Below are 23644 nucleotides of genomic sequence, written 5' to 3'. Positions count from 1 at the left end.
GGGGTCGGACGGGGGGCCGGGGTCAGCCCGCGAACCAGCGGACCGGCTTCGGGGCCAGGTTCTGGTAGACGTGCTTGGTCTCGCGGTACTCGGCGAGGCCCGCGGGGCCGAGCTCGCGGCCGACGCCGCTCTTGCCGAAGCCGCCCCACTCCGCCTGCGGGAGGTAGGGGTGGAAGTCGTTGATCCAGACGGTGCCGTGGCGCAGCCGGCCCGCGACCCGGCGGGCCCGGCCGGCGTCGGCGGTCCAGACGGCGCCCGCGAGGCCGTACTCGGTGTCGTTCGCGAGCGCGACCGCCTCGTCCTCGGTGCGGAAGGTCTCCACCGTCAGCACCGGTCCGAAGACCTCCTCGCGTACGACGTGCATCTCGCGGTGGCACTGGTCGAGGACGGTCGGCTCGTAGAAGTAGCCGCCCTCGGGGCGCTCCGGCGACGGCTCGGGGCGCCGGCCGCCGGTCCGCAGCACCGCGCCCTCCGCGAGCGCGGAGTCGACGTACGACTCGACCTTGGCGCGCTGCTGCTCGGAGACGAGCGGCCCGCACTCGACGCCCTCCACGGTGCCGCGGCCGAGGCGGATACGGCTCGCCCGGCGGGCGAGTTCGGCGACGAAACGCTCGCGTATGGACTCCTCGACGATGAGGCGGGCGCCGGCCGAGCAGACCTGGCCGCTGTGGATGAACGCGGCGTTCAGGGCCTGGTCGACGGCCGTGTCGAAGCCCTCGTCCGCGGCGCAGGCGTCGGCGAAGACGACGTTGGGGTTCTTGCCGCCGAGTTCGAGGGCGACCTTCTTGACGCTCGGCGCGGCGGCCTGCGCGACCTTGGTGCCGCTGACCAGGCCGCCGGTGAAGGAGACCAGGTCGACGTCCGGGTGCTCGGCGAGACGGGCGCCGACCGAGTGGCCGGGGCCGGTGACGATGCCCGCGACACCGACGGGGAGCCCGGCCTCGGAGAGCAGGTCGATGAGCGCGATGGTGGTGAGCGGGGTGATCTCGCTCGGCTTGACCACGAAGGTGTTGCCGGCCGCGAGCGCCGGGGCGATCTTCCAACTGGCCTGCAGGAGCGGGTAGTTCCAGGGCGTGATCAGCGCGCAGACACCGACGGGTTCGTGTACGACGACGCTGTGGATGTCGGTCGAGCCCGCGTCGACGACCCGGCCGGGCGCCTCGCCCGCGACCAGGTCGGCGAAGTAGCGGAAGGCGTCGGCGACGCAGTCGATGTCGACCCGGCCCTCTTCGACGGTCTTGCCGGCGTCCCGGCTCTCCAGCCGGCCGAGCTGCTCGCGGTCGCGTACGAGGAGGTCGGCGACGCGGCGCAGCAGTGCGGCGCGCTCGGCGACGGGGGTGCGGGGCCACTCGCCGTGGTCGAAGGCGTGCCGGGCGGCCGCGACCGCCAGGTCCGTGTCCTTCTCGTCACCCTCCGCGACCAGGGCGAAGGCCTGGCCGTCCGCGGGGTCGAGGATCTCGCGCGTGCCGCCGGAGACGGCCGCCCGCCACTCCCCTGCCACGTGGATGGTCGCCTGCGCGTCGAGGCCCAGGGCTTCTGCTCTGTCCGCCATGTTCGGTGTTGCCTTTCCGTTCCTGTTCCGTGCCCGTGAGTCACACACGTGTCACCCACCGGGACCGTGAGCGCATGCCCCCGGCCCTCGATTGCATGCGCAATCCATGGCCGAAAGTGCGCCGTGTCACTGAACATGCGGGCAAATAGGGCGAAAAGTAGGCTGAGGGGTGACGCGTGGTGATGCGCACCACGGAGGTGACGCTATGGCCGGCAGAGCGGCGAACCGGAGAGCGTTGATCTGTGCGGCGACGTGTGCGGCCCTCGCCCTCTCCCCCGCGCTCGCCGTGGCGGACGACGGCAGCGACCTGTCCGCACAGCAACTGGCCCAGCAGGCGAAGAAGAACCTGCTCGCCGCCGAGTCGGTCCATCTGAAGCTGACGGACCGCAGCGCGGGATCGGCCGCGAGCAGGACACAGCCGACCTCGATGGACCTGGCCCTGGACCGGGACGGCAACTGCGTCGGCATCCTGCGGATGGGCGGGAAGGGCGGCAGCGTCGAGCTGATCAAGCGCGGCAAGGAGGTCTGGATGAAGCCCGACACCGCGTTCTGGAAGTCGCAGGTGCCCGGTCCGCAGGGCGACGCGGTGGCCGAACTCTTCAAGGACCGCTACATCCACGGCTCCACGAAGGACGTCATGCTGAAGGGGCTGGCCGACACCTGCGACCTGAGCTCCTTCCAGAAGCAGGTCGACAGCGGTACGTCGGCGGAGGGCAAGTCCCTGAAGAAGGGCGCCGAGACGACGCGCGACGGCACGAAGGTGATTCCTCTGACGACCACGAAGGCCGGCAAGAAGGCCGTCCTGTACGTCACTTCGAAGTCACCGCACCGACTGGTCAGGGCGACCCAGAAGGGCCGCGGCACGGACACGGTCCTGACCTTCACCGACTACGACAAGCCGGTGCCGTCGGCGACACCGTCACCGAGCCGGACGGTGGACATCGGCAAGCTGCAGCAGGAGCTGCAGAACGTCTGAGCGCCCGTGCCCGGGCCGTCGGTCCTCAGTCGGTCCCCGGATCCGCGTCGCAGCTCGTGTAGGGCGGGCAGAACCAGTCCAACGCCGTGGTGAGGACCTGGAGTTCGTCGTCGCGTTCGGAGTCGGGGCCGTACACGGCGATGGCGTAGATGTTGCCGTCCGGCGCGACGAAGCGCTCGTCGTAGACGTGCCAGGTGCCGATGTCGGGCTCGCCCTTGATGGAGTCGGCCGTGTACTCCAGCCGCGAGCCGGTGAACTCGCCGTCGTCGAGCCGCTGCAGATCGAGCTTCTCGAAACCGGCCGGCTTGGGGGTGTCGCCGGACAGGTACAGCTTGAAGGAGGCGTCCGGCGACTCCTCCTGGACCTGGTAGACCTGCAGCCGGTGTTCCCGGTCGGCGCTGCGGTAGTTGACGACCGCGATCCCGTACTGGGAAGCCACGCTGCTGCGCGTCCACCCCTCGGGTACCGCGATGCGGAACCCCTCTTCGTCGTCGTACGACTCGTATCCGTCCGGGAGTTCGGAGGCCGACGGGGACGGGGAGGCCGTGTCGTCGGTCGGTGACTCGGACACCGCCGGCGTGGACGCCGAGGGTGCCACGGAGGAACCGGCGACCACCGGCTTCTTCCCCGCCTCGTCGTCCTTCCCGACGACCAGGGTCAGTACGAGACTCACGGCGACCCCGACCACGGCGGCACCGACGACCACCGACCAGACGAGACGGCGGTTCAGGCCTCGCTCGGGGGCGGGCGCGGTGGGCGGCTCGACAGGCGGCCAGGAGGCGCCGCCGGCCCACTCCGGCGCGGGCCCGCCGCCGGGACCTGCGGCGGCAGGGGCGGAGGGCGGCCACACTCCGCCGGCCGCTGCGCCGTCCACCACGGTGCCGCCGGTGCCGGGACCGTGCCAGGCACTGTCGGCACCGCCGCCGGGCCAACCGGACGGGGATACGGCCGGCGAGCCCTCTACCGCGGCACCGGCGGCAGCATCCGTGTCCTTGCCCGGGACGTCCACCCGCGGCGCGAACTCCGGACGGGCCGGCGGTGGCGGTGTCGGTTCCGCCGCCGGACTGCTCCCCCGGCCGTCCTCCCAGCGCTGGGTGTCCTCGTTCCAGTACTGCTGTCCCCCGCTCATCGTCTTCCTCTCACATCCCCAGGAGGGTGGCCACGGCACCGGCGGAGGAGAGGAAGGTGACCAGAGCCTGGGAGTCGGCGAGCAGTTCGCGCAGGCGCTGGCGGCGCGTGGGCCCCGCCTGGCCGGTGCCGGTGATCTCGGTCTCCGTCTCGGCGAGCGCCTCGTCCAGCGCGGCCGTCTGCTCGCTGCTGTTCACCCTCCCCAGGTCCTCGCGCAACTGCCGTACGGCTTCCAGGAGTTGTCGGGTGGCCTCGTCCGGCTGTGCTGCCGGGCCGTGGTGCACGTGGCTCTCGGCGCGCGCGTTGCTGCCGACGGCGACCGTGTTGTTGCCGGAGATGTCGCCGATGGTGATGCTCGGCTCTTCACTGGCCATTGCTGTCGGCTCCCTTCTGCGGCGCGGTGCCGCCCGAGGCGTTGGAGGACGAGGCGGAGTTCTGCATGCCGACCGCGATCGTGTTGTTGCCCGAGATGTTGCCGATGTTCACGTCGCCGTTGCTGATGTTCACGACCTTCTGCATGAACTCCCCGGTCTCGTAACCGGCTTCGGCGAGCGCCACCCGCACCCCGTTGGCGACACGGTCCTGCACGCTCTTCAGGTAGCGCGCCACGTCCATCTCCTGGAAGAGGGAGCCGGCGGGCACCGAGCCCAGTTCGCGCACCGAGAGGGCGGGGCCGTCCGGCAGTGCGCCCGCGTATCCGCCGGTCAGCAGCCGCCATGCGTACACCAGGCCCCGGCCGAGCGTGGCCAGCGAGCGGCCCACGGAGGCGGGCACCAGGACGACGGCACCCGCGGCCTTGCCGAGCGCGTTGTTGTTGCGGAACCGGTGGGCCGTACGGTCGGCGTCCTTGAAGTCCGCACGCACCGGCGTCAGTACATGCGGCGCTATCTCCAGCATCAGCATCCGGCCCTGCGTGTGGATGCGCACGAAGACCGTGACGACCAGCTCCTCCTCCCAGCCGCCGACCCGGATGCGCAGGAAGTGCCGCCGCTTCTCGCCGCCCTCCTCGACGGCCCGCGCCCGGTGGTCCTCGAAGGCCTGCGGGGTGTACGGCGCCTGCTCCCGGCCGAGCAGCCCCTCGGCCGGCAGGAACACGCACTCGTCGATCTCCAGCTGGCGCAGGCGGTCGCGGACGCCGGGGCCCGCGTACTCGGCGGGGATGCGGAGCTGTTCGAGCAGCGGACGGACCTTCTCCAGGACCGTGCGGTTACCGATCGGGTGCTGCTGCTTGCGCTCCTCGTCCGGCCGCAGCTCCACGGCGAGGACCCAGGTGTCGTACGCCGCGCCCGCGCCGCAGAACGGACGCGCCTCGTGGTACATGATCAACGGCGCGTGCTGCTCGAGCCGGATGCGCTGCTTCAGCCGCTGGAAGCGCTGGTTCTCGGCCTGCTCGGCGGGGTCGCCGGCGGCGTCCGGGAAGCGCTGCGGGGAGAGTTCGGCGGACAGGGCCCGGCTGAACTGGGTGCGCTGGGCGTGTGCGCACCAGGCGATGAGCGCGAACACACCGATCGCGATCCAGGCCTGCCACGGATTGATCAGGTCGCCGATGCTGCTCGGCGAGACCACGTCACTGAGGCTCGGCGAGTCCGATCCGTAGCCGTAGCCGTAGTCGGAGCCGTACGAGCCGTACGAGGCGCTGTCGTCCGAGCCGCCGCCGAACGCGACGACGAGGGTGAGGACCAGCATCGTCGCGAAGAACACACGACCCCACCAGCGGACGAGGAACGCGGCGATCCGGCGGTACAGGGGCGGCTGTTCGGCGCGGCCCCGGATCCAGGGCGCGAGGGCGAGCAGCACGCTGGGCCACAGGAAGAGGGCCAGCAGACCGCCGGTGAGCCCCGCGCCCACCACCCACAGGCCGAGGATGGCCGCGGCCCAGAGCAGTTCCTGGCGGCGGGCGCGCAGCGCGTGCGCGAGGACGCGGGCGGCGTCGAAGCCGAGCGAGGGCGCCACGATCCGCTGCTCGTTGAGGTGGAGTTCCTCGATGACCCGGTCGCGGTAACCGGAATCCAGGTAGGTGCCCGCGCACAGCAGCCGGGTCGCCTCGCTGGCGTGCGGCGGCGTGGGCGGTGGTGTCGGTGGTGACCCTGCGGGCGTGGTCGGCTGCGGTTGCTGCGGCACGTATGCGGTGCTCACGCGACTCCCCCGATGCGTGGAAAGACCCTTGTCAGACGTTCAGTTGACAAACCATCAGCATAGAGGGGCGGGTGGGACCGGTGGAACCGGAATTCCAAGGGGACATGGACTCCGGTGAAACCTTTGACTAGAGTCAAAGAATATGGAGCCAGGACGACCGGACCCGGTGTCGACGGAGCATGTCGCGGCCCTTCGCCGGTTCAACCGGTACTTCACGCGCCGTATCGGGGCGCTCGACGACCACTACCTCGGCCAGGACCGCCCGCTCGGTGAGGCCCGGCTGCTGTTCGAGATCGCCGAGCGGCCGGGTGGGGTGTCCCTGCGCGAGCTCAGGAGCCGGCTCGGTCTCGACGCGGGCTATCTCAGCCGTATGGCCAAGGCGCTGGAGGCGCAGGGCATGGTCCGGGTCAGCGTGCACCCGGACGACAACCGGCTGCGCATGATCGAGCCGACGGACGCCGGACGTGCCGAGATCAAGGAGCAGAACCGCCGGGCCAACACCCTCGCCGCGGGCCTGCTGGACACCCTCACCCCCGCCCAGCGCGAGCAGCTGATCGACGCGACGGCCACCTCACAGCGGCTGCTTCGCCTGGCCGCCATCACCGTCGAACCCGTCGACGGCGCGGCGCCGGACGCCCGCGCCTGCCTGGACGCCTACGCCGCCGACATCGACCAACGCTTCCCGGAGGGCTTCGACAAGTCCGACCTGGTGGGCCCCCAGGAGGTGTCCGGGGCCGCCGGCGCGTTCTTCGTGGCGTACGAGGAAGGGCGTGCGGTGGGCTGCGGGGCGCTGCGCACGCTGGAACCCGGCGTCGGCGAGATCCGGCACGTGTGGGTGCACCGCGAGGCGCGGCGGCTCGGGCTCGCGCGCCGCATTCTCGGCGCACTGGAGGGGGCGGCGTCCGCCCGCGGTCTGACCGTCGTACGCCTCGACACGCATGCCACCCTCACCGAGGCGCAGGCGATGTACCGGGCGTCCGGGTACACGGAGATCCCGGCGTACGTCGACCACGTCTACGCGAACCACTGGTTCGAGAAGCGGCTAGACACGGTCGTGTGACCACTCGGCCAGCAGCTCCCGCACCGTCCGCCGCAGCCACGCGTGCGCGGGGTCGGCGTCGTGCCGCGGGTGCCAGGCCATCCCGAGCTGCAGCGGCGGGAGCGGGAGCGGCACCTCGAAGGTCACGAGCTCCAGGGCCGCCGCCAGCGGCATCCCCCACCGGCTGATCAGACCGACCAGATCGGTGTCCCGTACGACGAAGAGCGAGGCGGGGAAGGTACCCACCGACCCCACCACCCGCCTGTGCAGGCCGAGTTCGGCGAGCGCGGTGTCAACGGGCCCGTGCAGCTTGCCCCGCCGCTCGTCCCGAAGCCGGCGGCGCGCTGGGCCTCGCACCCGCGCCCGGTCATCGGCACCGGCCTCGCCCTGATCGGCCTGGGCCTGCTCGGCGCGTCCACCGCGGACGCCGGCACGCCCTACCCGGTGTACGCCTGCTGGCTGCTGGTCATCTCGGCGGGCACCGGTCTGTCCATGCCGGCGCTCACCCCCTGGGCGTCGTCACCTCCCTCCCCGCCCACCAGACGGGCCTCGGCTCCGGGCTCGGCACCTCGGCCCGCGAGGTCGGCGCGGCCCTCGGCGTCGCCGTCACCGGCACCGTCCTCGCCTCCCACCCCGACTTCGCCCACGGCATGGGCCCGGCCCTGCGCACGGTCGCCCTGCTGGTCCTGGCGGCAACGGCGGCGGTGGTCACGGGCTACCGCCACACCACCAAATCAAGCACTATCGCGTTCCGCCAGGAACGCGTACTATCGCGTTCGGGCCGCTCATGACCGCCCAACTGCCCCCGCATACCCCCGAGTTCCCCGAGGAGCACCCCCATGCCGACACTGCTGGACCCGGTCCTGGACCTGCTGATGCTCCGCGGCACCGTCACCGAGGCCGAACCGGTCACCCCCCGCATGCGCCGGCTGCGCATCGAGGGCGACACCCTGGCCAGACTCGACGTCCGCCCCGGGCAGCAGGTGCGCGTCCTGGTCGGCTCCGGGCTGACCCGCCGTACGTACTCCGTGTGGCGCTACGACCCCTCCGGTGCCGTCGAGTTGTGCGTGCTGGACCATGCCGGCGCGGGGCCGGGAGCGCACTGGGGCAGGAGCGTCGCGATCGGCGAGCGGGTGCGCCTGGGCAGGCCCGAGGGGTCGTTCACGCTCCGCCCCGAGGCCGCCCACCACGTCTTCGCCGGGGAGGAGACGGCGTCCGTCGCCTTCGGGGCGATGCTGGCCGCACTGCCGGACGGGGCCCGCGTCTCCGGCTGCGTGGAGACGGAGACGACCGCGGACCGGCTCCCGCTGCCCCACTCCGACCGCCTCGACTGGCTGACCAGGGGCGGGACTTCCCTTCCCGACGCGATACGGCGCCTGGCGCCCGAGCCGGGCGGGATCGCCTACGTCGCCGGGGAGGCCCGCACCGTTCAGCAGGTACGGCAGACACTGGTCCGGGAGTTCGGCTGGGACCGCCGGTCGGTGCTCACCAAGCCCTTCTGGGCGCCGGGCAGGAAGGGGCTCGAATAGCCCTCAGCCGCACTCCGCCCCCGACGGGCAGAAGGAACCCACCGCCATCGCCAGCGGCTCCCGCACCAGGTCGGGATCGAGGCCCTCGGGCCCGCTGGAGCGGATCGCGTACAGCGTGCCGTCGGCGGCCCGGAAGCGGTGGTCGATGACCTGGCGCGCACCCTTGTCCTCGTCGTCGTAGCGGTAGGACAGCTCCGCCCAGGTGTCGCCGCGGTCCCGCTCGAGGACCTGATAGCCGGGCTGCCGGGAGAAGCCGAAGCCGGGGTCGTTCTCGGCGAGTTGCAGCGACGCGTAGGGGGTCTTCTCCGTGACCTCGAAGATCTGCAGCTGGCGGTCGCCACCGGGAGAGTCGTAGTAGACGACCGGTGCGAGCTCGCCCTGCTTCTGGCGGCGGGTCCAGCCCTGCGGGACGTCTACGGCGTAGCCGATCGGGTCCTGGGCGCGGCGGTAGCCGACCGAGGGCGACGCCGACGGTGACGCCAGGGTCGAGGCCGAGGCGGTGGGCGTGGGGCTCGGCGTCGCGCTCTGCGACGGCGTGGTGGTGACCGTGACGCTGACGCTCGTCGCCGGACCGGCCCCGGTACCGGTCGAGTTGTCGCGGGTGAGGTACCAGACGCCGGCTCCGGTGCCCGCACCCAGGACGGCCACGACAGCGAGGGCGATCAGCAGGTTTCCGGCTCCGCGGCGGCGAGCCGGCGCGACCTGCGGCGTCGGGACGGTCGTCGGCACGGGCGAGTGGCCCGCCCCCGGGGGCGGCGGCGGAGGCGGGGGCGGCCAGGTCGGCGGGCGGGCGCCGTTCGTGTGCGTCTCGGCGGACGCCCAGGGCGGCGGTGACTGCCCCGCCTGCGTCTCGGCCGACGCCCACGGCGGCACGGCTCCCGACTGGCCGCCGGACCAGGCCGCCTGGCCTCTCTCCTCGCTCGGCTCGTGCTCCGCTCCGGAACCGGAGCTGTAGCCGTCCCATCCGCTCATCGCGAAACCCCCGAATCACCCCACCGGGTATCGCTTCCGACGGTAGCGGCGGAAAGGGGCACGGGCCCTGTTCCGGTCGGAAACCGGAACAGGGCCCGTGCAGGTTCGTGACAGAGCCGTCGAGAACTCCCGGCGGGGAGTTCTCAGATGAGGCCGAGACCGCGGACCGCGTCGCGCTCCTCCTCGAGCTCCTTGACGGAGGCGTCGATGCGGGCGCGGGAGAACTCGTTGATGTCCAGGCCCTGGACGATCTCGTACTGGCCGTCCTTGGTGGTCACCGGGAAGGAGGAGATCAGGCCCTCCGGGACGCCGTAGGAGCCGTCCGACGGGATGCCCATGGAGGTCCAGTCGCCGTCCGCGGTGCCGTTGACCCACGTGTACACGTGGTCGATGGCGGCGTTGGCGGCCGACGCCGCGGAGGAGGCGCCACGGGCCTCGATGATCGCGGCGCCGCGCTTGGCGACGGTCGGGATGAAGTCCTCGGCGAGCCACTTCTCGTCGCTGACGACCTCGGCGGCGTTCTTGCCGGCGACCGTCGCGTGGAAGATGTCCGGGTACTGGGTGGCGGAGTGGTTGCCCCAGATCGTCAGGCGCTTGATGTCGGCGACCGTGGAGCCCGTCTTCTTCGCGAGCTGGGTCAGCGCGCGGTTGTGGTCGAGGCGGGTCATCGCGGTGAAGCGCTCGGCCGGTACGTCCGGGGCGGCGGCCTGCGCGATGAGCGCGTTGGTGTTGGCCGGGTTGCCGACGACGAGGACCTTGATGTCGTCCGCGGCGTGGTCGTTGATGGCCTTGCCCTGCGGCTTGAAGATGCCGCCGTTGGCGGAGAGCAGGTCGCCGCGCTCCATGCCCTTGGTGCGCGGGCGGGCGCCGACGAGGAGGGCCACGTTCGCGCCGTCGAAGGCGACGTTCGGGTCGTCGGTGATGTCGATGCCCTGGAGCAGCGGGAACGCGGAGTCGTCCAGCTCCATGGCGGTGCCCTCGGCGGCCTTCAGCGCGGGCGTGATCTCGAGCAGGCGGAGCTTGACCGGCACGTCCGCGCCGAGCAGCTGGCCGGAGGCGATGCGGAAGAGGAGGGCGTAACCGATCTGGCCGGCCGCGCCGGTGACGGTGACGTTCACGGGAGTGCGGGTCATGGCGTTCTCCGTATGACAGCTGGCGGTGGTCGTCCGGGTGGGACGTACAAATGATCGATCTCTTGGTATCAAGAGAGATCCACCGGTCAGGCTATCGCGCATCCGGGATCTCGGACCGCCGGGTCCGTGTGGCCCGCCCCACAGAGTGAAGCGGTACGAAATAAATCCGGCGGCGACGCGAATAGTCGCCCCCATCCCGGGCACGCGAACCGTACCCCCACGGGAGTCCGGCCAAGTCGGTACCCCCACCGGCGGCCGCCTCAGTCCCCCCTCTCCCGGACGGGCGGCCGCCCCCTCTTCTCCTCCCGCGCTACTGCGTGCAGCCCTTCTGGCCCGAGGCCAGCGTGGCGCACGCCTTCGCCTCGCCCGCGTCCTTCACGGCGACCATCGGGGTGTAGGCGATGTTGTCGCCGGCCTCGGTGATGCTGTCGTCCTCCTTGGCCTTGCCCGCGGTCACCTGCACGGAGTCGCCCTGCGCGGCCCGGGTGATACGGCCCCACGCGGCACCGCACGTCTTGCTGTAGCGCACCTCGACGGTGGTCGTGCCGACGGTTGCGGTCTTGGCGGTCGTCACCGCGGCGGCGTCCTTGGTGCAGCCCATGGCCTCCGCGTCCTTGCCGGTGCAGGAGGCGCCGGCGCACTTCACACCGGCCGGGAGGTCGGCGGAGCTGACCGAGGGCGACGGGGAGGCCTTACCGCCCTCGTTCTTCTTGCCGCCGCCGTTGTCGGTCAGGAAGAACACCGCGGCTATGACCACCAGCACGCCGACGACACCCGCGAGGAACATCGTCAGCCTGCGCCGGCCACCGCCGCCGCCGGAGGCGCCCCCGCCCGGCCGCGGCCCCTGCGGGGGCTCGCCGAACGGGCTCGGCGTCCCCGGTGTCCAGGCGGGACCGTCCGACACCGGTGCCGCGGACGGCGCGTCCGCCGACGCCGGAGACGCGCCCCCCGAGGCACGCGCGCCGGCCGGCGACGGCCCCTTGTAACCGGCGAGGCCCCACGAGTTGACGCCGGACGAGCCGCCCGAAGAGCCGTCCGGAGAACCGGCCGAGGTCCCCGGAAATCCGGTCGGGCCACCCGGAGAAGAGGAGACCTCCGGGGCCCGTGTGTCCCATGACGTCGGCTGCGGCGGCACCGTCGGCGCCACTCCCGCCGGTCCCGCGACACCCGGCGTCGCCGTCGCGCTGCCGGACTTGCGGGCCGTCTTGCTGCTCTTGGCATTGGCGGGAGGCGCACCGAACTCGCCGAGCGCGGCACGCGCCTGGGAGATGCGGATGGCCTCCATGGTCATGTCGTGGCGCATCTCCGAACGGCTCCAGGCACGCTCGGCGAGCTCCCACATGGTCGTCAGATGGATCGGGTTGGTACCCGTGACCTCGGCCAGCGCGACGATCGCACCCTTGGGCGCGAGCAGCCGGCCGTTCAGATACCGCTCCCAGGACGTCTTGCTGTAGCCCGTGCGGTCGGCCACCGACGCGATGCTCAGGCCGCTGCGGTCCACGAGCCGGCGCAGCTGGCTCGCGAACTCCCTGACCTGCGGATCCAGTTCATCCGGCAAGGCCCTCCAACGAGGCATTGCTTCCCCCCTCTTCCCCCCGGTTGGTGCTGGTGTTCCTCGCGTTCTCCCGCGCGTGGTGCCCGTTCTGGCTACCCACAGGGATGCGCCCAGTAAGGATCTCAGTTCCCGGGATGGGGGCGCACGGGAGCGTTCGAGCCGCTCGGCATGCACCGTTGCACGCCGACCCGGCCGCGGTCCAGTGTCCCACCGACGACCCCCTCCGCCGCCCGGCCGGACCCGCCCACGCTAGCCCCGCCATCGAACAACCCCGTTTCAAATTCGCGAAGTTGCCAATACTTCGGCACACCGGCCACACATGGACAACCACATACGCCTCGGGCGTATTCACCCCACTCATGGGCAACTCACCCGAGGGCGAGGGTGCCGACGACCGCGATCAGCACCATGAGGAGGAGCAGCAGTACGGCGTAGAGCAGCAGTCGTCCGCCGGGCCTGCGGCCGCTGTCCTCCTCGGGGGTGTCCCACCACGGCAGGGTGGGGTCGTCCTCGTACTCGGGCGCGCTCTCGTCACCGGCCGGTTTCGCCGGGCGCGGCCAGGCCTGGACGGCCAGTTCCCAGCGCACGCCGAAGCGTTCGGCGTCCGGGCCGTCGAGGCCCGCGATCCGGCACAGCGCGGTGACGGCCTGCCGGGGCGGCGGCTGGGTGGCGTTGAGGTAGCGGTGCCAGGAGGACTTGCTGTACGCGGTGCGGGCGCCGAGCGCGACGAGGCTGAGCCCCGTCCGGTCCTTGAGGAGCCGCAACTGCTCGACGAAGTGCCTCACCTCCGGCGGCAGATCGTCCGGCAGCGGCTGCCAGCCGCCCATCTCCCACCTCCACGGATCCCTCGCATTTCCCGCCCTGAGCAGGTGACGACACGGGAGGGCCGATGGTTCCCGCGTTGCGGAACGGTCACCTCCGTGCCACAGCGCTCTGACAGCCGTTGAACAGGCACTTCACGGTGCAGGAAGGTGGATCCCGGCGACGGCCCGTCCTTGCTCGGGGGAGAGGACGGGCCGTCGTCGTCGCTGCGTCAGCTGCTCACCGTCAGGTGCAGCGTGTCCTTCAGGAACGGGATCACCAGCCACGGGTTCGGCTGCACCATCATCGCCAGCAGCACGATCGCCAGTCCCAGCACGCCGTAGGTGGCGATGTCCGTGAAGCGGGAGCGTACGGCGAGCATGCCGACGTCGGGCAGGATCCAGCGCAGCAGTGCGCCGGCCACCAGGGCGACGCCGATCAGCAGGGTGCCGACCCGGAAGGCGTCGAGCGCGGTCAGCAGCAGACCGACGGCGACCAGGCCGCAGACGGCGAGGATCGGCCACTGCCGGGCGGGCGCGGGGGCGTCGCCCGGAGCGGCCCGGCCGCCGCCCTCGGGGCGTGCGGTGTCCTTGGTGAACAGCGGGAAGCGGCGCGTGGTGCGGCGCGGCTTCCCCTCGGCGTCCGGCGCGCTGATCGCGTCGCGGACGGTCTCCTCCGCCTGCTCCTCGGGGTGCTGCACCTCGCGCTCGGCGTCCTTCGCGGCCCGCTCGGGGTCCTTCGCCTCAGCCGGCACTGCGCTCCGCCGCCTCGACCACGTTGACGAGCAGCTGGGCACGGGTCATCGGGCCGACACCGCCGGGGTTCGGCGAGATCCAGCCGGCGACCTCGGCGACACCCGGGTGGACGTCGCCCACGATCTTGCCCTCGGCGCTGCGGGAGACACCGACGTCGAGGACGGCCGCACCCGGCTTCACGTCCTCGGGCCGGATCAGATGGGCCGAACCGGCGGCCGCGACGATGATGTCCGCACTCTTCAGATGTGAGGACAGATCGCGCGTGCCGGTGTGGCACTGCGTCACGGTCGCGTTCTCGCTGCGCCGGGTCAGCAGCAGCGGCATCGGGCGGCCGATGGTGACACCGCGGCCGACGACCACGACCTCGGCGCCCTTGATCTCGACGCCGTACCGGCGCAGGAGGGTGAGGACGCCGTTGGGGGTGCAGGGCAGCGGGGCGGGCTCGTTGAGCACCAGCCGTCCGAGGTTCATCGGATGCAGGCCGTCCGCGTCCTTGTCCGGGTCCATCAGCTCCAGGATCCGGTTCTCGTCGATGCCCTTCGGCAGCGGCAGCTGGACGATGTAACCGGTGCACGCCGGGTCCTCGTTGAGCTCCCGTACGACCGCCTCGATCTCCTCCTGCGTGGCCGTGTCCGGCAGCTCGCGCTGGATGGAGGCGATGCCGACCTCGGCGCAGTCGCGGTGCTTGCCGGCGACGTACTTCTGACTGCCGGGGTCGTCCCCCACGAGGATCGTGCCGAGGCCGGGCGTGACGCCCTTCTCCTTCAGCGCCGCCACGCGGGCGGTCAGATCGGACTTGATCGCGGCTGCGGTGGCCTTGCCATCGAGAATCTGGGCGGTCATGCCCCCATCCTCGCGGATGACCGCCCCCCGGTTCCAATCCGGGGCCGCCCGCGCCCTTTGTCCTTCGTTCCTCCATGATCACCCAGGTTGCACTTGCACAACGCCTGGCGAATGCGGCTGGACAAGGCCTTACCCCACCAACGACGATGAACGGCGCAGTATCGCGGTCCGTGTTGGGGGGCAAACCGCTCATTTTCTGACGTTCCTCCGCGCCATCCGCATCGTCCCCGCAGTGCAACGGAGGAAAACAGGCCATGAGTTTCGGCTCTCCCCAGAACCCGTACGGCCAGCCGCAGAACCCGCAGCAGGGCTACGGCTACCCGCAGCAGCCCGGCGGCCAGCCCGGTCAGCCCGGTTACGGCTACCCGCAGGCCCCGCAGGGCGTCCCCCCGCAGCAGGGTTACGGCTACCCGCAGCAGCCCGGTTACCCGGGCGGCCCCGGTCCCCGGGTCGCCTCGATGGGCCGCCGCTTCGGCGCCCGTGTGATCGACGGGCTGATCCTCGGCGTGATCTACGGCGTCCTCGCCTTCGCCGGCATCGCGGGCGCCATGAACTCGGTCAACGACTGCGACCCGAACGCCGCCGACTACACCACCTGCGTCAACAACGCCGGCTCGGACTTCGCGGCCAAGTTCGGCGCGATCTTCGGTGCCCTCGCGATCCTGAGCCTCCTCTACGAGTGGCTGATGACCGGTCTGGTCGGCGCGACCCTCGGCAAGATGGCGGTCGGCCTGCGCGTCGTGAAGGCCGACACCGGCCAGAAGCCCGGCCTGGGCTCGGCGTTCATCCGCTGGATCATCCCGGTCGTCGGCAGCTTCGCCTGCGGCATCGGCCAGCTCGTGGTGTACCTGTCCCCGTTCTGGGACAAGTCGGGCCGCCAGCAGGGCTGGCACGACAAGGCCGCTTCCACGATGGTCGTCCAGAACTGACCTCGCGGGCGTCGCGTTCGCGCCATAAATCTTCCAGGGCCGTGTCTCACCCGTACGAGGGGGACACGGCCCTGGTGCGTCCCCCTACTCTGACGTGGGTAGCCGTCAGGCACGGGGAGACGCACCTTGTACAGCATCATCGTGGTACCTCCGCCGACCCCGGAGGACGAACGAAACCGCACCCAGTTCCGGCTCGCGCCCGGCGAGCGGCTCACCTTCGGGCGATCCGCACCGGACGTCGACGTGACGATCCCGCACGAGGGCGTGTCCCGCAGAGCCGGTGAGATCACCGCGCAGGGCGCGTTCTGGATACTCAGCAACCTCAGCCGCGAGCAGACGTACGTCGTGGAGAACCCGGAGGGCGCGGGCGAGCACATGAAGGTCGGGCCCGGACGGCTGGATGCACCGGTCCCGTTCGAGTTCTCGCGGATCGTGCTGCCGGCCGCGGGCGATCTGCTGCCCATCGAGGTATGGGCGCCGCGTCACGACTATCTGCACTCCGAGGGCGGCCTGGACGGCGCCACCACCGCGCCCGCCTTCTCGGTCGACCGCACCAAACGCTACTTCGCGGTCCTCGCCGCGCTGTGCGAACCGCGGCTGCGGGGCGAACCGCACGCGCCGCTGCCCACCGTGGACCAGGTCGTCGACCGGCTGCGCCCCAACTGGCCCGCCGCGTCGCGCACTTCGGTGCAGTGGAACATCGACTACCTGGCGGTGAAGCTGCGTCTGAAGCCGGGCCCGGAGGAGGCGGACCAGGGTCCGCGCCTCAACGGCAAGAAGGAGTCGCTGGTCTCGCTGGCGCTCCGCTTCGACCTGGTCCGCGAGGACGACCTGATCGTCCTGGCCGCCGCGAAGTCCGGCCGGACGGCACGGTGACCGAGCCGTACGCCGTACCGGTGCCCAAGGGGTACCGGGTCGGTGTCTGGGAGGTGCGCGAACCGATTGCGACGGGCGCGTTCGGCAGCGTGTACGAGGGCCGCCGCACCGGCGACCTCGTCGGCGAGGAGCTCCCCCGCACGGCTGCCCTGAAGTTCCTGCCCACCGGCACCGGCACCCCGCGCCAACTGGCCCATCTGCGCGAACTCGTCGACCGCGAGGTCGAGTTGCACCGCCGCCTCAGCCGCCCCCGCCTGATCCGGATGTACGACACGCTCACCGTCGACGACCCGTCCCGCCCCGTCCTCGACGGCGCCACCGTCCTCGTACTGGAGAAGGCGGAACGCTCCCTGTCCGCGCAGCTGTCCGCGGCGCCCCGCCCGGCCGCCGGGCCCGCGCTGCTCGCGCAGATCTGCGAGGGCCTGGCCCAGCTGCACCGCGCCGGGTGGGTGCACGGGGATCTGAAACCGGCCAACGTGCTGCTGATGAAGGACGGTTCGGCACGGCTCGCGGACTTCAACATGGCCGCGGAACTGGAGGGCACGCACGCGTACACGCCCGCGTTCTCCACGCCCGACTACACCCCGCCGGAGCTGCTGTGGTCGGAGATCGGCGCCCGCGGCCGCCAGATCCGCCCCTCCGCCGACGTCTGGGCCTTCGGCGTTTTGGCCCACCTGGTCCTGACCGACTCCTTCCCGCTGCCCGGCGGCACCCCGACGGCCCGCCGCGACGCCGCTGCCGCGTACGCCCGCGGCAGCGACGAACTGCGGCTGTCCCCCCAACTCCCGGACACCTGGCGGGAGATCGTGCGGGACTGCCTCGCCCGTACGCACGCCGACCGCATCGGCACGGACGCGCTGCTGCGTCGCGTCGAGAAGGCGGCCGGGACGGGCCGCTCGCCGCGCCTGCCCCGCACCCTGCTGCCCCGCCGGCGCCGTGCCGCGGTGGCCCTGGGCTCGGCGGTCGCGACGGTGGCGATGGCCGCGCTCGGATACGGCATCAGCAGCTGGGCCGACCCGGGGGCGAAGGGCGGCAAGGGTTCCGGGGCGGTGTCGGCCTATGGCGCCTCCGAACTCCGTATGGACAAGGGCGTCCCAGTCCAGTACCGCCGGCTAATCGTCGACTCCGCCCACGACTGCCTCCAGCGGGAGGTCTCCCCGGTCCTCCTCGCGGCGATGCTGAAGGTGGAGAGCAACTTCGACCCGAACCTCTCCGACCCTTCCGCGGGCGCCGAGGGCGAGTACGGCATCGCCCGCTGGACCCCGAGCGTGCTGCGCTGGTGGATCCGCCCGGACGGCGTGGCCGCGTCGGCGACCCCGACCCCGCCGCTGTCCCCCGCCGTGTCCATCCCGGCCATGGGCCGCTACCTGTGCGCCATCGAGCCGCGTCTTGAGACCTCCCTGCCGGGCGACCGCCGCGTGCTGCTCGCCGCCGCCTACCGCACCTCGTACAAGAAGGTGAACGCCGCGGGCGGTGTTCCCCCGAAGTACCGCGCCTACGCCGCCCGCGTCGCCCACTACCTCAAGGAGTACGCCCCTTCCGGCAAGAAGTGACCCTGAGAGTTCCCAGGTACCGCCCGTGGGCGCCCGGCGCCACGGTTGCCGTGTCCACCAACGGGGGTGGCAGGACCGGAGGGACACCACCATGAAGCGCACACTCGCCTCGCTCGGCGCGGCGGCGGTACTGGCAACGGGCGCCGTCGCCCTGGCACCGGCAGGCGCGTCGGCGGCACCGAGCGGCTGCTGGGGGAACGCCGGCACGAAGACCGACCCCGAGGGCCGGACCTACACCGCCCGCTACTGCCACAACTACCAGGGCGGCAACGTGTATCTCTATCGCCGGCCGATCGGGTACCTGAACGCCGGCGACAACTGGTTCGTCTGCCAGACGAAGGTCCCGGACTTCCCGAACCCGCCCGTCGGCGACGCCCGCAACGACTGGTGGCTCTACACCCAGGGCGACACCGGCAGCGAGCACAACGCCTGGGGCTACTTCCCGGCGAACAAGGTGTCGGGCGGCAACGACTACGACCCCATCCCGGGCCTGCCCGCCTGCTGACCCCCACAGCACCGCGGCCTCCGGCTCCCTCGGGGGAGGGCCGGAGGCCGCGGTCGTACCAGTGTCCGATCAGTGGAAGAAGTGCCGCGTCCCCGTGAAGTACATCGTGACGCCCGCCTTCTTCGCGGCCTCCACGACCAGCTCGTCGCGGACCGAACCGCCGGGCTGGACAACGGCCTTGACGCCGGCCTCGATCAGGATCTCCAGGCCGTCCGGGAAGGGGAAGAACGCGTCCGAGGCGGCGTACGAGCCCTGCGCGCGCTCGGCGCCGGCCCGCTCGACGGCGAGCTTCGCGGAGTCGACCCGGTTGACCTGGCCCATGCCGACGCCGACCGAGGCGCCGTCCTTGGCGAGCAGGATCGCGTTGGACTTCACCGCGCGGCAGGCCTTCCAGGCGAAGGACAGCTCGGCCAACTCCTCCGCCGACAGCGCCTCGCCCGTCGCCAGCGTCCAGTTGGCCGGGTCGTCGCCGTCCGCCTGGAGGCGGTCGGTGACCTGGAGGAGCGCGCCGCCGTCGATGGGCTTGACCTCGGCGGGGTGGGAAGGCGCGGCCGGGGCCTTCAGCACACGGATGTTCTTCTTCTTGGCGAGGGTCTCGAGGGCGCCGTCCTCGTAGTCGGGCGCGACGATGACCTCGGTGAAGATCTCGGCGACCTGCTCGGCCATCTCCTTCGACACCGGACGGTTGACGGCGATGACGCCGCCGAACGCCGACAGCGGGTCGCAGGCGTGGGCCTTGCGGTGCGCCTCGGCGACGTCCGAACCGGTCGCGATGCCACAGGGGTTGGCGTGCTTGATGATGGCGACGGCCGGCTCGTCGTGGTCGTACGCGGCACGGCGGGCGGCGTCCGTGTCCGTGTAGTTGTTGTACGACATCTCCTTGCCGTGCAGCTGCTCGGCCTCAGCGAGACCGGTGCCCGTGCCGTCGACGTAGAGCGCGGCGGGCTGGTGCGGGTTCTCGCCGTAGCGCAGGGTGCTCTTGCGCTCCAGGGCGGCGGCGATGAACTCGGGGAACTGGCCCGCGGCGGAGCCGCTGTCAGCTGCAGCGTCGGCGGGCGCGTAGGCGCTCGCGAACCAGCTCGCGACCGCGATGTCGTACTCGGCCGTGTGCCGGAAGGCCTCCGCCGCGAGCCGCTTGCGGGTGGCGAGGTCGAAGCCGCCGTCCTTGACCGCGGCGAGGACGTCCGCGTACCGCGCCGGGCTGGTGACCACGGCGACCGACGGGTGGTTCTTGGCGGCCGCGCGGACCATCGACGGACCGCCGATGTCGATCTGCTCGACGCACTCGTCGGGGGACGCCCCCGAGGCGACGGTCTCGCGGAAGGGGTAGAGGTTGACGACGACGAGGTCGAAGGGGGCCACGCCCAGCTCGTCGAGCTGCTGCCGGTGGCTCTCCAGCCGCAGGTCGGCGAGGATGCCCGCGTGCACCTTGGGGTGCAGGGTCTTGACCCGGCCGTCCAGGCACTCGGGGAAGCCGGTGAGCTCCTCGACCTTGGTGACGGGGACGCCCGCGGCGGCGATCTTCGCCGCGGTGGAGCCGGTGGAGACGAGCTCGACACCGGCCTCGTGCAGCCCGCGCGCGAGCTCCTCGAGCCCGGTCTTGTCGTAGACGCTGACGAGCGCCCGGCGAAGGGGCCGCTTGTTGATGTCGGCGGTCACTGGATAACTACCTTTCGTCCCTCAATGCGATAGCCGTTGCGGGCGAGCCGCCCCACGACATCGACGAGCAGCCTTCGCTCGACTTCCTTGATGCGCTCGTGCAGAGCGCTCTCGTCGTCCTCGTCCCGGACCTCCACCACGCCCTGGGCGATGATCGGCCCGGTGTCGACGCCGTCGTCGACGAAGTGGACGGTGCAGCCGGTGACCCTGGCGCCGTACGCGAGCGCGTCACGCACACCGTGGGCCCCGGGGAAACTGGGCAGCAGGGCGGGGTGGGTGTTCACGAACCGCCCGCCGAAGCGGGCCAGGAACTCCTTGCCCACGATCTTCATGAACCCGGCGGAGACCACCAGATCGGGTTCGTACGCGGAGACGGCCTCGGCGAGGGCGGCGTCCCACTCGTCGCGCGTCTCGTGGTCCTTGACCTTGCACACGAAGGTCGGCAGCCCGGCACGCTCCGCGCGCGCGAGCCCCTCGATGCCGCCGCGGTCTGCGCCGACGGCCACGATCTCGGCGCCGTAGGCCTCGCTTCCGGTGGCCGCGATCTCGTCGAGGAGCGCCTGCAGATTGGTGCCGGATCCGGAGACCAGCACGACGAGGCGCTTGACCACGGGCTTGGCGGCCACGGTGGGGCCCTTTCTCGGGGGAGCGTTTCCGTACGGCCGGGCGTACGCCGTGTGCTTGTACATTCGTACGAATGCTTCGCGCCCCGGGATACGGGGAAGTCTACGAAGCGGCCGACCGTCAGCAACGATACCGGCACACCGGGCGGCCCCCTCGGGACGGGGGCGGGGCCGGAAGGTAGCGTCTGGGAGGAGCCGGATCGGGAACGTGCCTGTCGTGCGGTGCGTTCACGGTGTGACAGCTCTTGCAGGACCAGCCGTATCCATCACGTTCGCCGAGTTCACCCAGCCACGTTCACCAGCCACGTTCACCAAGGGGAAGACGCTCTCTTGATGTCGGACCGCAGCCTGCGACTCCTCACGCTCCCCCCGCTCCCGGCACAGGGAGGCGAGCGGGACACCGTGCTGCTGCGGGAGCGGCCGGCCTCGCCGCCGGACGCGCCCTCGGACCGCAAGGACGACGGGCAGGACGGCACCCCGCAGGACGACAACCCGTTCGCACCGCCCCCGGAGGGCACCCCGGACCGCCCGTGGAAGCCGCGCCGCCCGGCGAGCGGTGAGGACGGCGAGGGCTCCGAGAACCGCTCCCCCTGGGGCAGCCAGTGGAGCGACCGCCAGCCGGGCCGCTCCCCCGGTGGCTTCGGCGAGCGCCCCGGCGGTCCGGCCCCCGGCCCCGAGGGCCAGGGCGGCAACACCCCCGGCTCGGGCATGCGCTGGGACCCGGCCGACCCCGCCCAGCGCCGCGCCCGCTACTCGCTGCTGTGCGGCATGTGGGCCTTCTTCTTCGCCCTCTTCAGCTGGCCGTACGTGGCCCTGCTGCTCGGCGCGCTGTCCCTGTACTGGGGCGGCAGCGCCCTGCGCGCGAAGTCCCGCACCCCGGACAACTCGACCTCGACCCACGACCCGTCCGCACGCCCCCAGACGACGGCGGCGGTGAGCGGCCTGGTGACGGCCTCCCTGGCCATCGTCCTGGTCGCCGCGAGCTTCACCGCGCAGCTGGTCTACAGCGACTACTACACCTGCACGAACGACGCCCTGACGAACGCGGCGAAGCAGTCCTGCACGCAGCTTCTGCCGAAGGAGCTGCGTGGGTTGCTGGGGACCAACAGCTGACCGACGACCGGTGCGGGGAATGACCGTGGTTCACGGCTGTTCCGGCGACTCGGGCTGTGGGTCGGACGCCTTCTTCAGCGCCGCCCAGCGGGCCTCCCGGGTGGCGTCGTCGTCGTGCCAGAGAGACAGCGGCTCCGGAAAGGGCTCGACGGGCAGGAAGTCGTACGGCTCGAACGTGTCGTCGTCCCGGTCCCGCAGCGCACGGAGCACGTCGTCCTGGCCGGTGCGGTGCCTGTCGTCCCGGCGCTGGGGTACGTCGTCCTGGTCGTAGGGCACCTTGTCCTGGTCCTGGGTCGCGGAGGGCGCCGTGTCCGCCGCCTTCGCCGCCCCGTCCTTGCTCCCGGCGCGCTTCCGGATCCCGAACCACCGGCCGGCCGAGGCCGACGCCCCTCGGAGCGGGCCCCCGCCGGAGCCCTTGTCCTCCGGGGCCTCCGACTTCGGCGCCTCCGACCCGGGCTTCTCCGACCCCGTCTTCCCCGACTTGGACTTCCCTGCAGTCCTGGCCTCCTCCGGCGTGTCCTTCTCCGACCTCGGCTCCACGACCTTGGTCCCGCCCTTCGCGGCACTCTCCGCGGCCTTCGCCCCGCCCGCCCGGCGCCTCCGGCACCGCCAGGCCCGCAGGACCACCGCCGTCGGGGTGCCCACCACCGCGATCCATGCGAAGGCCGCGGCGCCCGTCTCCCACCACGCCGGGCCGAACCGGGCGAGCGCCGCCACGCCGAGCGGGCCGCCCGCCGAGCCCGCGAGGACGGCGACGGCGACCGCGCACAACAGAGCCGCCAGCGCGACGGTTGCGGCGGTCCGCCCGATGCGGGCCCCGTCGCCCGCACCCTTCCGGAAACCGCGCCCCGGCCGCCCTCCGTCCAGCGCGCCCACGAACCATCCGACGGTCAGCCCGGTGACCACCGGCACCGCCCCCGCGGCCCAGTTGAGCCAGCCCCCGGGCCCCGCCTCCGGCACGGCGGCCAGCAGCGGAACCGGCGGCAGCAGGGGCGCCGGCGCCGAGGACATCGGCCCCACCGCATGCCCCGTGCCGAGCGCGAACCCCGGGCCGAGGGCGTAGGCCGCCCCCCACACCGCCGCGTTGGGCACCAGCGACAGGCACAGCATCAGCACCGCGAAACGGCCCGACCAGCCCTCGGTCAGCTGCAGGAAGGAGCCCCGCGCCGCCGCACCGTGCCACACCAGCGACACCCCCACCAGCAGCGACCCGCCCCCGACCAGCACCGCCGTCCCGGCCGCCGCGGCCCGCGCAGCCGTGCCCGGGCGGACGCCGGCGTCCGGGCCGACCACCAGCCACCGCGTACCGGCGGGGAGCAGCGCCAGCACCGCGTCCACGGCCTCGCGGGGGCGCCCGTACGCCCTCCACACCCCGACCCCGGCCGCCCCCGCGACAACCAGCGGCAGGGACACCACGGTCCACACCCACGACGGCCGCAGCTCACCGCCCGAGGCGTACAGTGCGGCGGCCACGCCGACGCCGAGGTAGCCGAGGACGACGCCCGCCCATGCCGTGCCGGCCGGGACGAGCGGTGCGTCCGCCCCGTCCTCCGCGCCGCCGTCCACCGCGTCCCGCGCCGCGCGGTCCATCAGCCACACCGGCAGCACGAGCAGCAGCAGCGGTGTGACGCCCACGGGCGCGGAAACGCCGGAGAGCGTGTCGGTGCGGACCAGTTCGGCGCCGTGGGCAAGGAGCCAGAGCGCCGCCGCGACATGCAGCGCGGCGCCGGGTCCGCCGTCGGGATACGGCGAGCTGATCCACAGCGCGATCACGAGTACGGCGAACGAACCGAGCCCCAGCCCGGCGGCCAACGCGCCGCTCAGGACACCGGTGCCCAGCCCGGGCGGCCGGTCGCGCACCCGGGCGAGCAGGGGGGACATCGGTGAGCGGCGGGCGGTCATCTGGGTCACGACGGCCATGCTCCCAACGACACGCGCTTTCCCGTCGCAACAGGCGAACTTCCGAA

General features: G+C 72.2%; 21 protein-coding genes and 2 pseudogenes. 9 read left to right on the top strand and 14 right to left on the bottom strand.

What is annotated here, in order from left to right:
• Window positions 1-22: 22 nt before the first annotated feature.
• Window positions 23-1552, bottom strand: a complete 1530-nt coding sequence (locus tag ABZ880_RS25170) for an aldehyde dehydrogenase family protein (protein ID WP_361266811.1) — start codon at window positions 1550-1552, stop codon at window positions 23-25.
• Window positions 1553-1757: 205 nt separating this feature from the next.
• On the opposite strand from ABZ880_RS25170, the gene ABZ880_RS25165 reads away from it, so the two are divergent.
• The gene (locus tag ABZ880_RS25165) at window positions 1758-2528 is read left to right on the top strand and encodes a hypothetical protein (RefSeq protein WP_361266809.1); all 771 of its coding nucleotides are present in this window, start codon (window positions 1758-1760) and stop codon (window positions 2526-2528) included.
• A gap of 25 nt (window positions 2529-2553) precedes the next feature.
• On the opposite strand, the gene ABZ880_RS25160 is transcribed toward ABZ880_RS25165, so the two are convergent.
• Genes ABZ880_RS25160 through ABZ880_RS25150 form a run of 3 tightly spaced genes read right to left on the bottom strand, consistent with a single transcriptional unit; the run spans window position 2554 to window position 5792 of the window.
• Window positions 2554-3657, bottom strand: a complete 1104-nt coding sequence (locus ABZ880_RS25160) for a hypothetical protein (RefSeq protein ID WP_361266807.1) — start codon at window positions 3655-3657, stop codon at window positions 2554-2556.
• Between the two features lie 10 nt (window positions 3658-3667).
• Window positions 3668-4030 carry a hypothetical protein gene (locus ABZ880_RS25155; RefSeq protein WP_361266805.1) on the bottom strand — a complete coding sequence of 121 codons (363 nt, stop codon included), beginning with the start codon at window positions 4028-4030 and terminating at the stop codon, window positions 3668-3670.
• A complete protein-coding gene (locus ABZ880_RS25150) occupies window positions 4020-5792 on the bottom strand; it encodes a hypothetical protein (protein ID WP_361266803.1) in 1773 nt (590 codons plus the stop codon). The genes ABZ880_RS25155 and ABZ880_RS25150 overlap by 11 nt, the downstream gene beginning before the upstream one ends.
• A gap of 142 nt (window positions 5793-5934) precedes the next feature.
• Between ABZ880_RS25150 and ABZ880_RS25145 the strand changes: the two genes are divergently transcribed.
• Window positions 5935-6852: a GNAT family N-acetyltransferase gene (locus tag ABZ880_RS25145; RefSeq protein ID WP_361266801.1), complete on the top strand. Its 918-nt coding sequence runs from the start codon at window positions 5935-5937 to the stop codon at window positions 6850-6852.
• 3 nt (window positions 6853-6855) lie between these two features.
• Here the strand turns inward: ABZ880_RS25145 and ABZ880_RS25140 are convergent.
• Window positions 6856-7152, bottom strand: a pseudogene (locus ABZ880_RS25140) (LysR substrate-binding domain-containing protein); the annotation flags it as partial.
• Between ABZ880_RS25140 and ABZ880_RS25135 the strand changes: the two are divergent.
• Both ABZ880_RS25135 and ABZ880_RS25130 read left to right on the top strand, forming a co-directional pair.
• A pseudogene (locus ABZ880_RS25135) lies at window positions 7153-7622 on the top strand (MFS transporter); the annotation flags it as partial.
• 48 nt (window positions 7623-7670) lie between these two features.
• The gene (locus ABZ880_RS25130; RefSeq protein WP_361266799.1) at window positions 7671-8360 is read left to right on the top strand and encodes a siderophore-interacting protein; all 690 of its coding nucleotides are present in this window, start codon (window positions 7671-7673) and stop codon (window positions 8358-8360) included.
• A gap of 3 nt (window positions 8361-8363) precedes the next feature.
• Here ABZ880_RS25130 and ABZ880_RS25125 read toward each other — a convergent pair whose 3' ends face one another.
• From ABZ880_RS25125 to ABZ880_RS25100, 6 genes are all read right to left on the bottom strand, one after another.
• Window positions 8364-9332 carry a hypothetical protein gene (locus ABZ880_RS25125; protein ID WP_361266797.1) on the bottom strand — a complete coding sequence of 323 codons (969 nt, stop codon included), beginning with the start codon at window positions 9330-9332 and terminating at the stop codon, window positions 8364-8366.
• 143 nt (window positions 9333-9475) lie between these two features.
• Window positions 9476-10465, bottom strand: a complete 990-nt coding sequence (locus ABZ880_RS25120; RefSeq protein WP_361266795.1) for a malate dehydrogenase — start codon at window positions 10463-10465, stop codon at window positions 9476-9478.
• 310 nt (window positions 10466-10775) lie between these two features.
• Window positions 10776-12023, bottom strand: coding sequence for a DUF2690 domain-containing protein (locus tag ABZ880_RS25115; protein ID WP_361266793.1), 1248 nt, complete (start codon window positions 12021-12023; stop codon window positions 10776-10778).
• Between the two features lie 365 nt (window positions 12024-12388).
• A complete protein-coding gene (locus tag ABZ880_RS25110) occupies window positions 12389-12847 on the bottom strand; it encodes a helix-turn-helix transcriptional regulator (protein WP_361266791.1) in 459 nt (152 codons plus the stop codon).
• A 206-nt stretch (window positions 12848-13053) separates the two neighbouring features.
• On the bottom strand, window positions 13054-13521 hold the full coding sequence (locus ABZ880_RS25105; RefSeq protein WP_361267104.1) for a DUF3017 domain-containing protein: 468 nt from the start codon (window positions 13519-13521) through the stop codon (window positions 13054-13056).
• Between the two features lie 43 nt (window positions 13522-13564).
• Complete coding sequence (locus ABZ880_RS25100) at window positions 13565-14419, bottom strand: bifunctional methylenetetrahydrofolate dehydrogenase/methenyltetrahydrofolate cyclohydrolase (protein WP_361266789.1); 855 nt, start codon at window positions 14417-14419, stop codon at window positions 13565-13567.
• A gap of 254 nt (window positions 14420-14673) precedes the next feature.
• Between ABZ880_RS25100 and ABZ880_RS25095 the strand changes: the two genes are divergently transcribed.
• The 4 genes from ABZ880_RS25095 (at window position 14674) to ABZ880_RS25080 (ending at window position 18282) form a co-directional block, all read left to right on the top strand.
• Window positions 14674-15348: an RDD family protein gene (locus tag ABZ880_RS25095; RefSeq protein WP_361266787.1), complete on the top strand. Its 675-nt coding sequence runs from the start codon at window positions 14674-14676 to the stop codon at window positions 15346-15348.
• Window positions 15349-15474: 126 nt separating this feature from the next.
• Entirely contained in the window at window positions 15475-16224 is a 750-nt protein-coding gene (locus tag ABZ880_RS25090; protein WP_361266785.1) for an FHA domain-containing protein, read from the top strand.
• Window positions 16221-17777, top strand: coding sequence for a protein kinase (locus ABZ880_RS25085; RefSeq protein ID WP_361266783.1), 1557 nt, complete (start codon window positions 16221-16223; stop codon window positions 17775-17777). The genes ABZ880_RS25090 and ABZ880_RS25085 overlap by 4 nt, the downstream gene beginning before the upstream one ends.
• 91 nt (window positions 17778-17868) lie before the next feature.
• A complete protein-coding gene (locus ABZ880_RS25080; protein WP_361266781.1) occupies window positions 17869-18282 on the top strand; it encodes a hypothetical protein in 414 nt (137 codons plus the stop codon).
• A gap of 69 nt (window positions 18283-18351) precedes the next feature.
• On the opposite strand, the gene purH is transcribed toward ABZ880_RS25080, so the two are convergent.
• Together purH and purN are read right to left on the bottom strand one after the other, a co-directional pair.
• Window positions 18352-19941 carry a bifunctional phosphoribosylaminoimidazolecarboxamide formyltransferase/IMP cyclohydrolase gene (gene purH, locus ABZ880_RS25075; protein WP_361266779.1) on the bottom strand — a complete coding sequence of 530 codons (1590 nt, stop codon included), beginning with the start codon at window positions 19939-19941 and terminating at the stop codon, window positions 18352-18354.
• Window positions 19938-20567: a phosphoribosylglycinamide formyltransferase gene (gene purN / locus ABZ880_RS25070; protein ID WP_361266778.1), complete on the bottom strand. Its 630-nt coding sequence runs from the start codon at window positions 20565-20567 to the stop codon at window positions 19938-19940. Before purN ends, purH begins: the two co-directional genes overlap by 4 nt.
• A 330-nt stretch (window positions 20568-20897) precedes the next feature.
• On the opposite strand from purN, the gene ABZ880_RS25065 reads away from it, so the two are divergent.
• Window positions 20898-21677: a hypothetical protein gene (locus ABZ880_RS25065; RefSeq protein WP_361266776.1), complete on the top strand. Its 780-nt coding sequence runs from the start codon at window positions 20898-20900 to the stop codon at window positions 21675-21677.
• 30 nt (window positions 21678-21707) lie between these two features.
• Here ABZ880_RS25065 and ABZ880_RS25060 read toward each other — a convergent pair whose 3' ends face one another.
• A complete protein-coding gene (locus tag ABZ880_RS25060) occupies window positions 21708-23597 on the bottom strand; it encodes a DUF6350 family protein (protein WP_361266774.1) in 1890 nt (629 codons plus the stop codon).
• Between the last annotated feature and the right edge of the window lie 47 nt (window positions 23598-23644).

Source organism: Streptomyces sp. NPDC047043, from assembly GCF_040644055.1.
Taxonomy (GTDB): domain Bacteria; phylum Actinomycetota; class Actinomycetes; order Streptomycetales; family Streptomycetaceae; genus Streptomyces.
The sequence above is the reverse complement of the archived record's forward strand: the minus strand, read 5'-3'. Positions and strand labels throughout refer to the sequence as shown.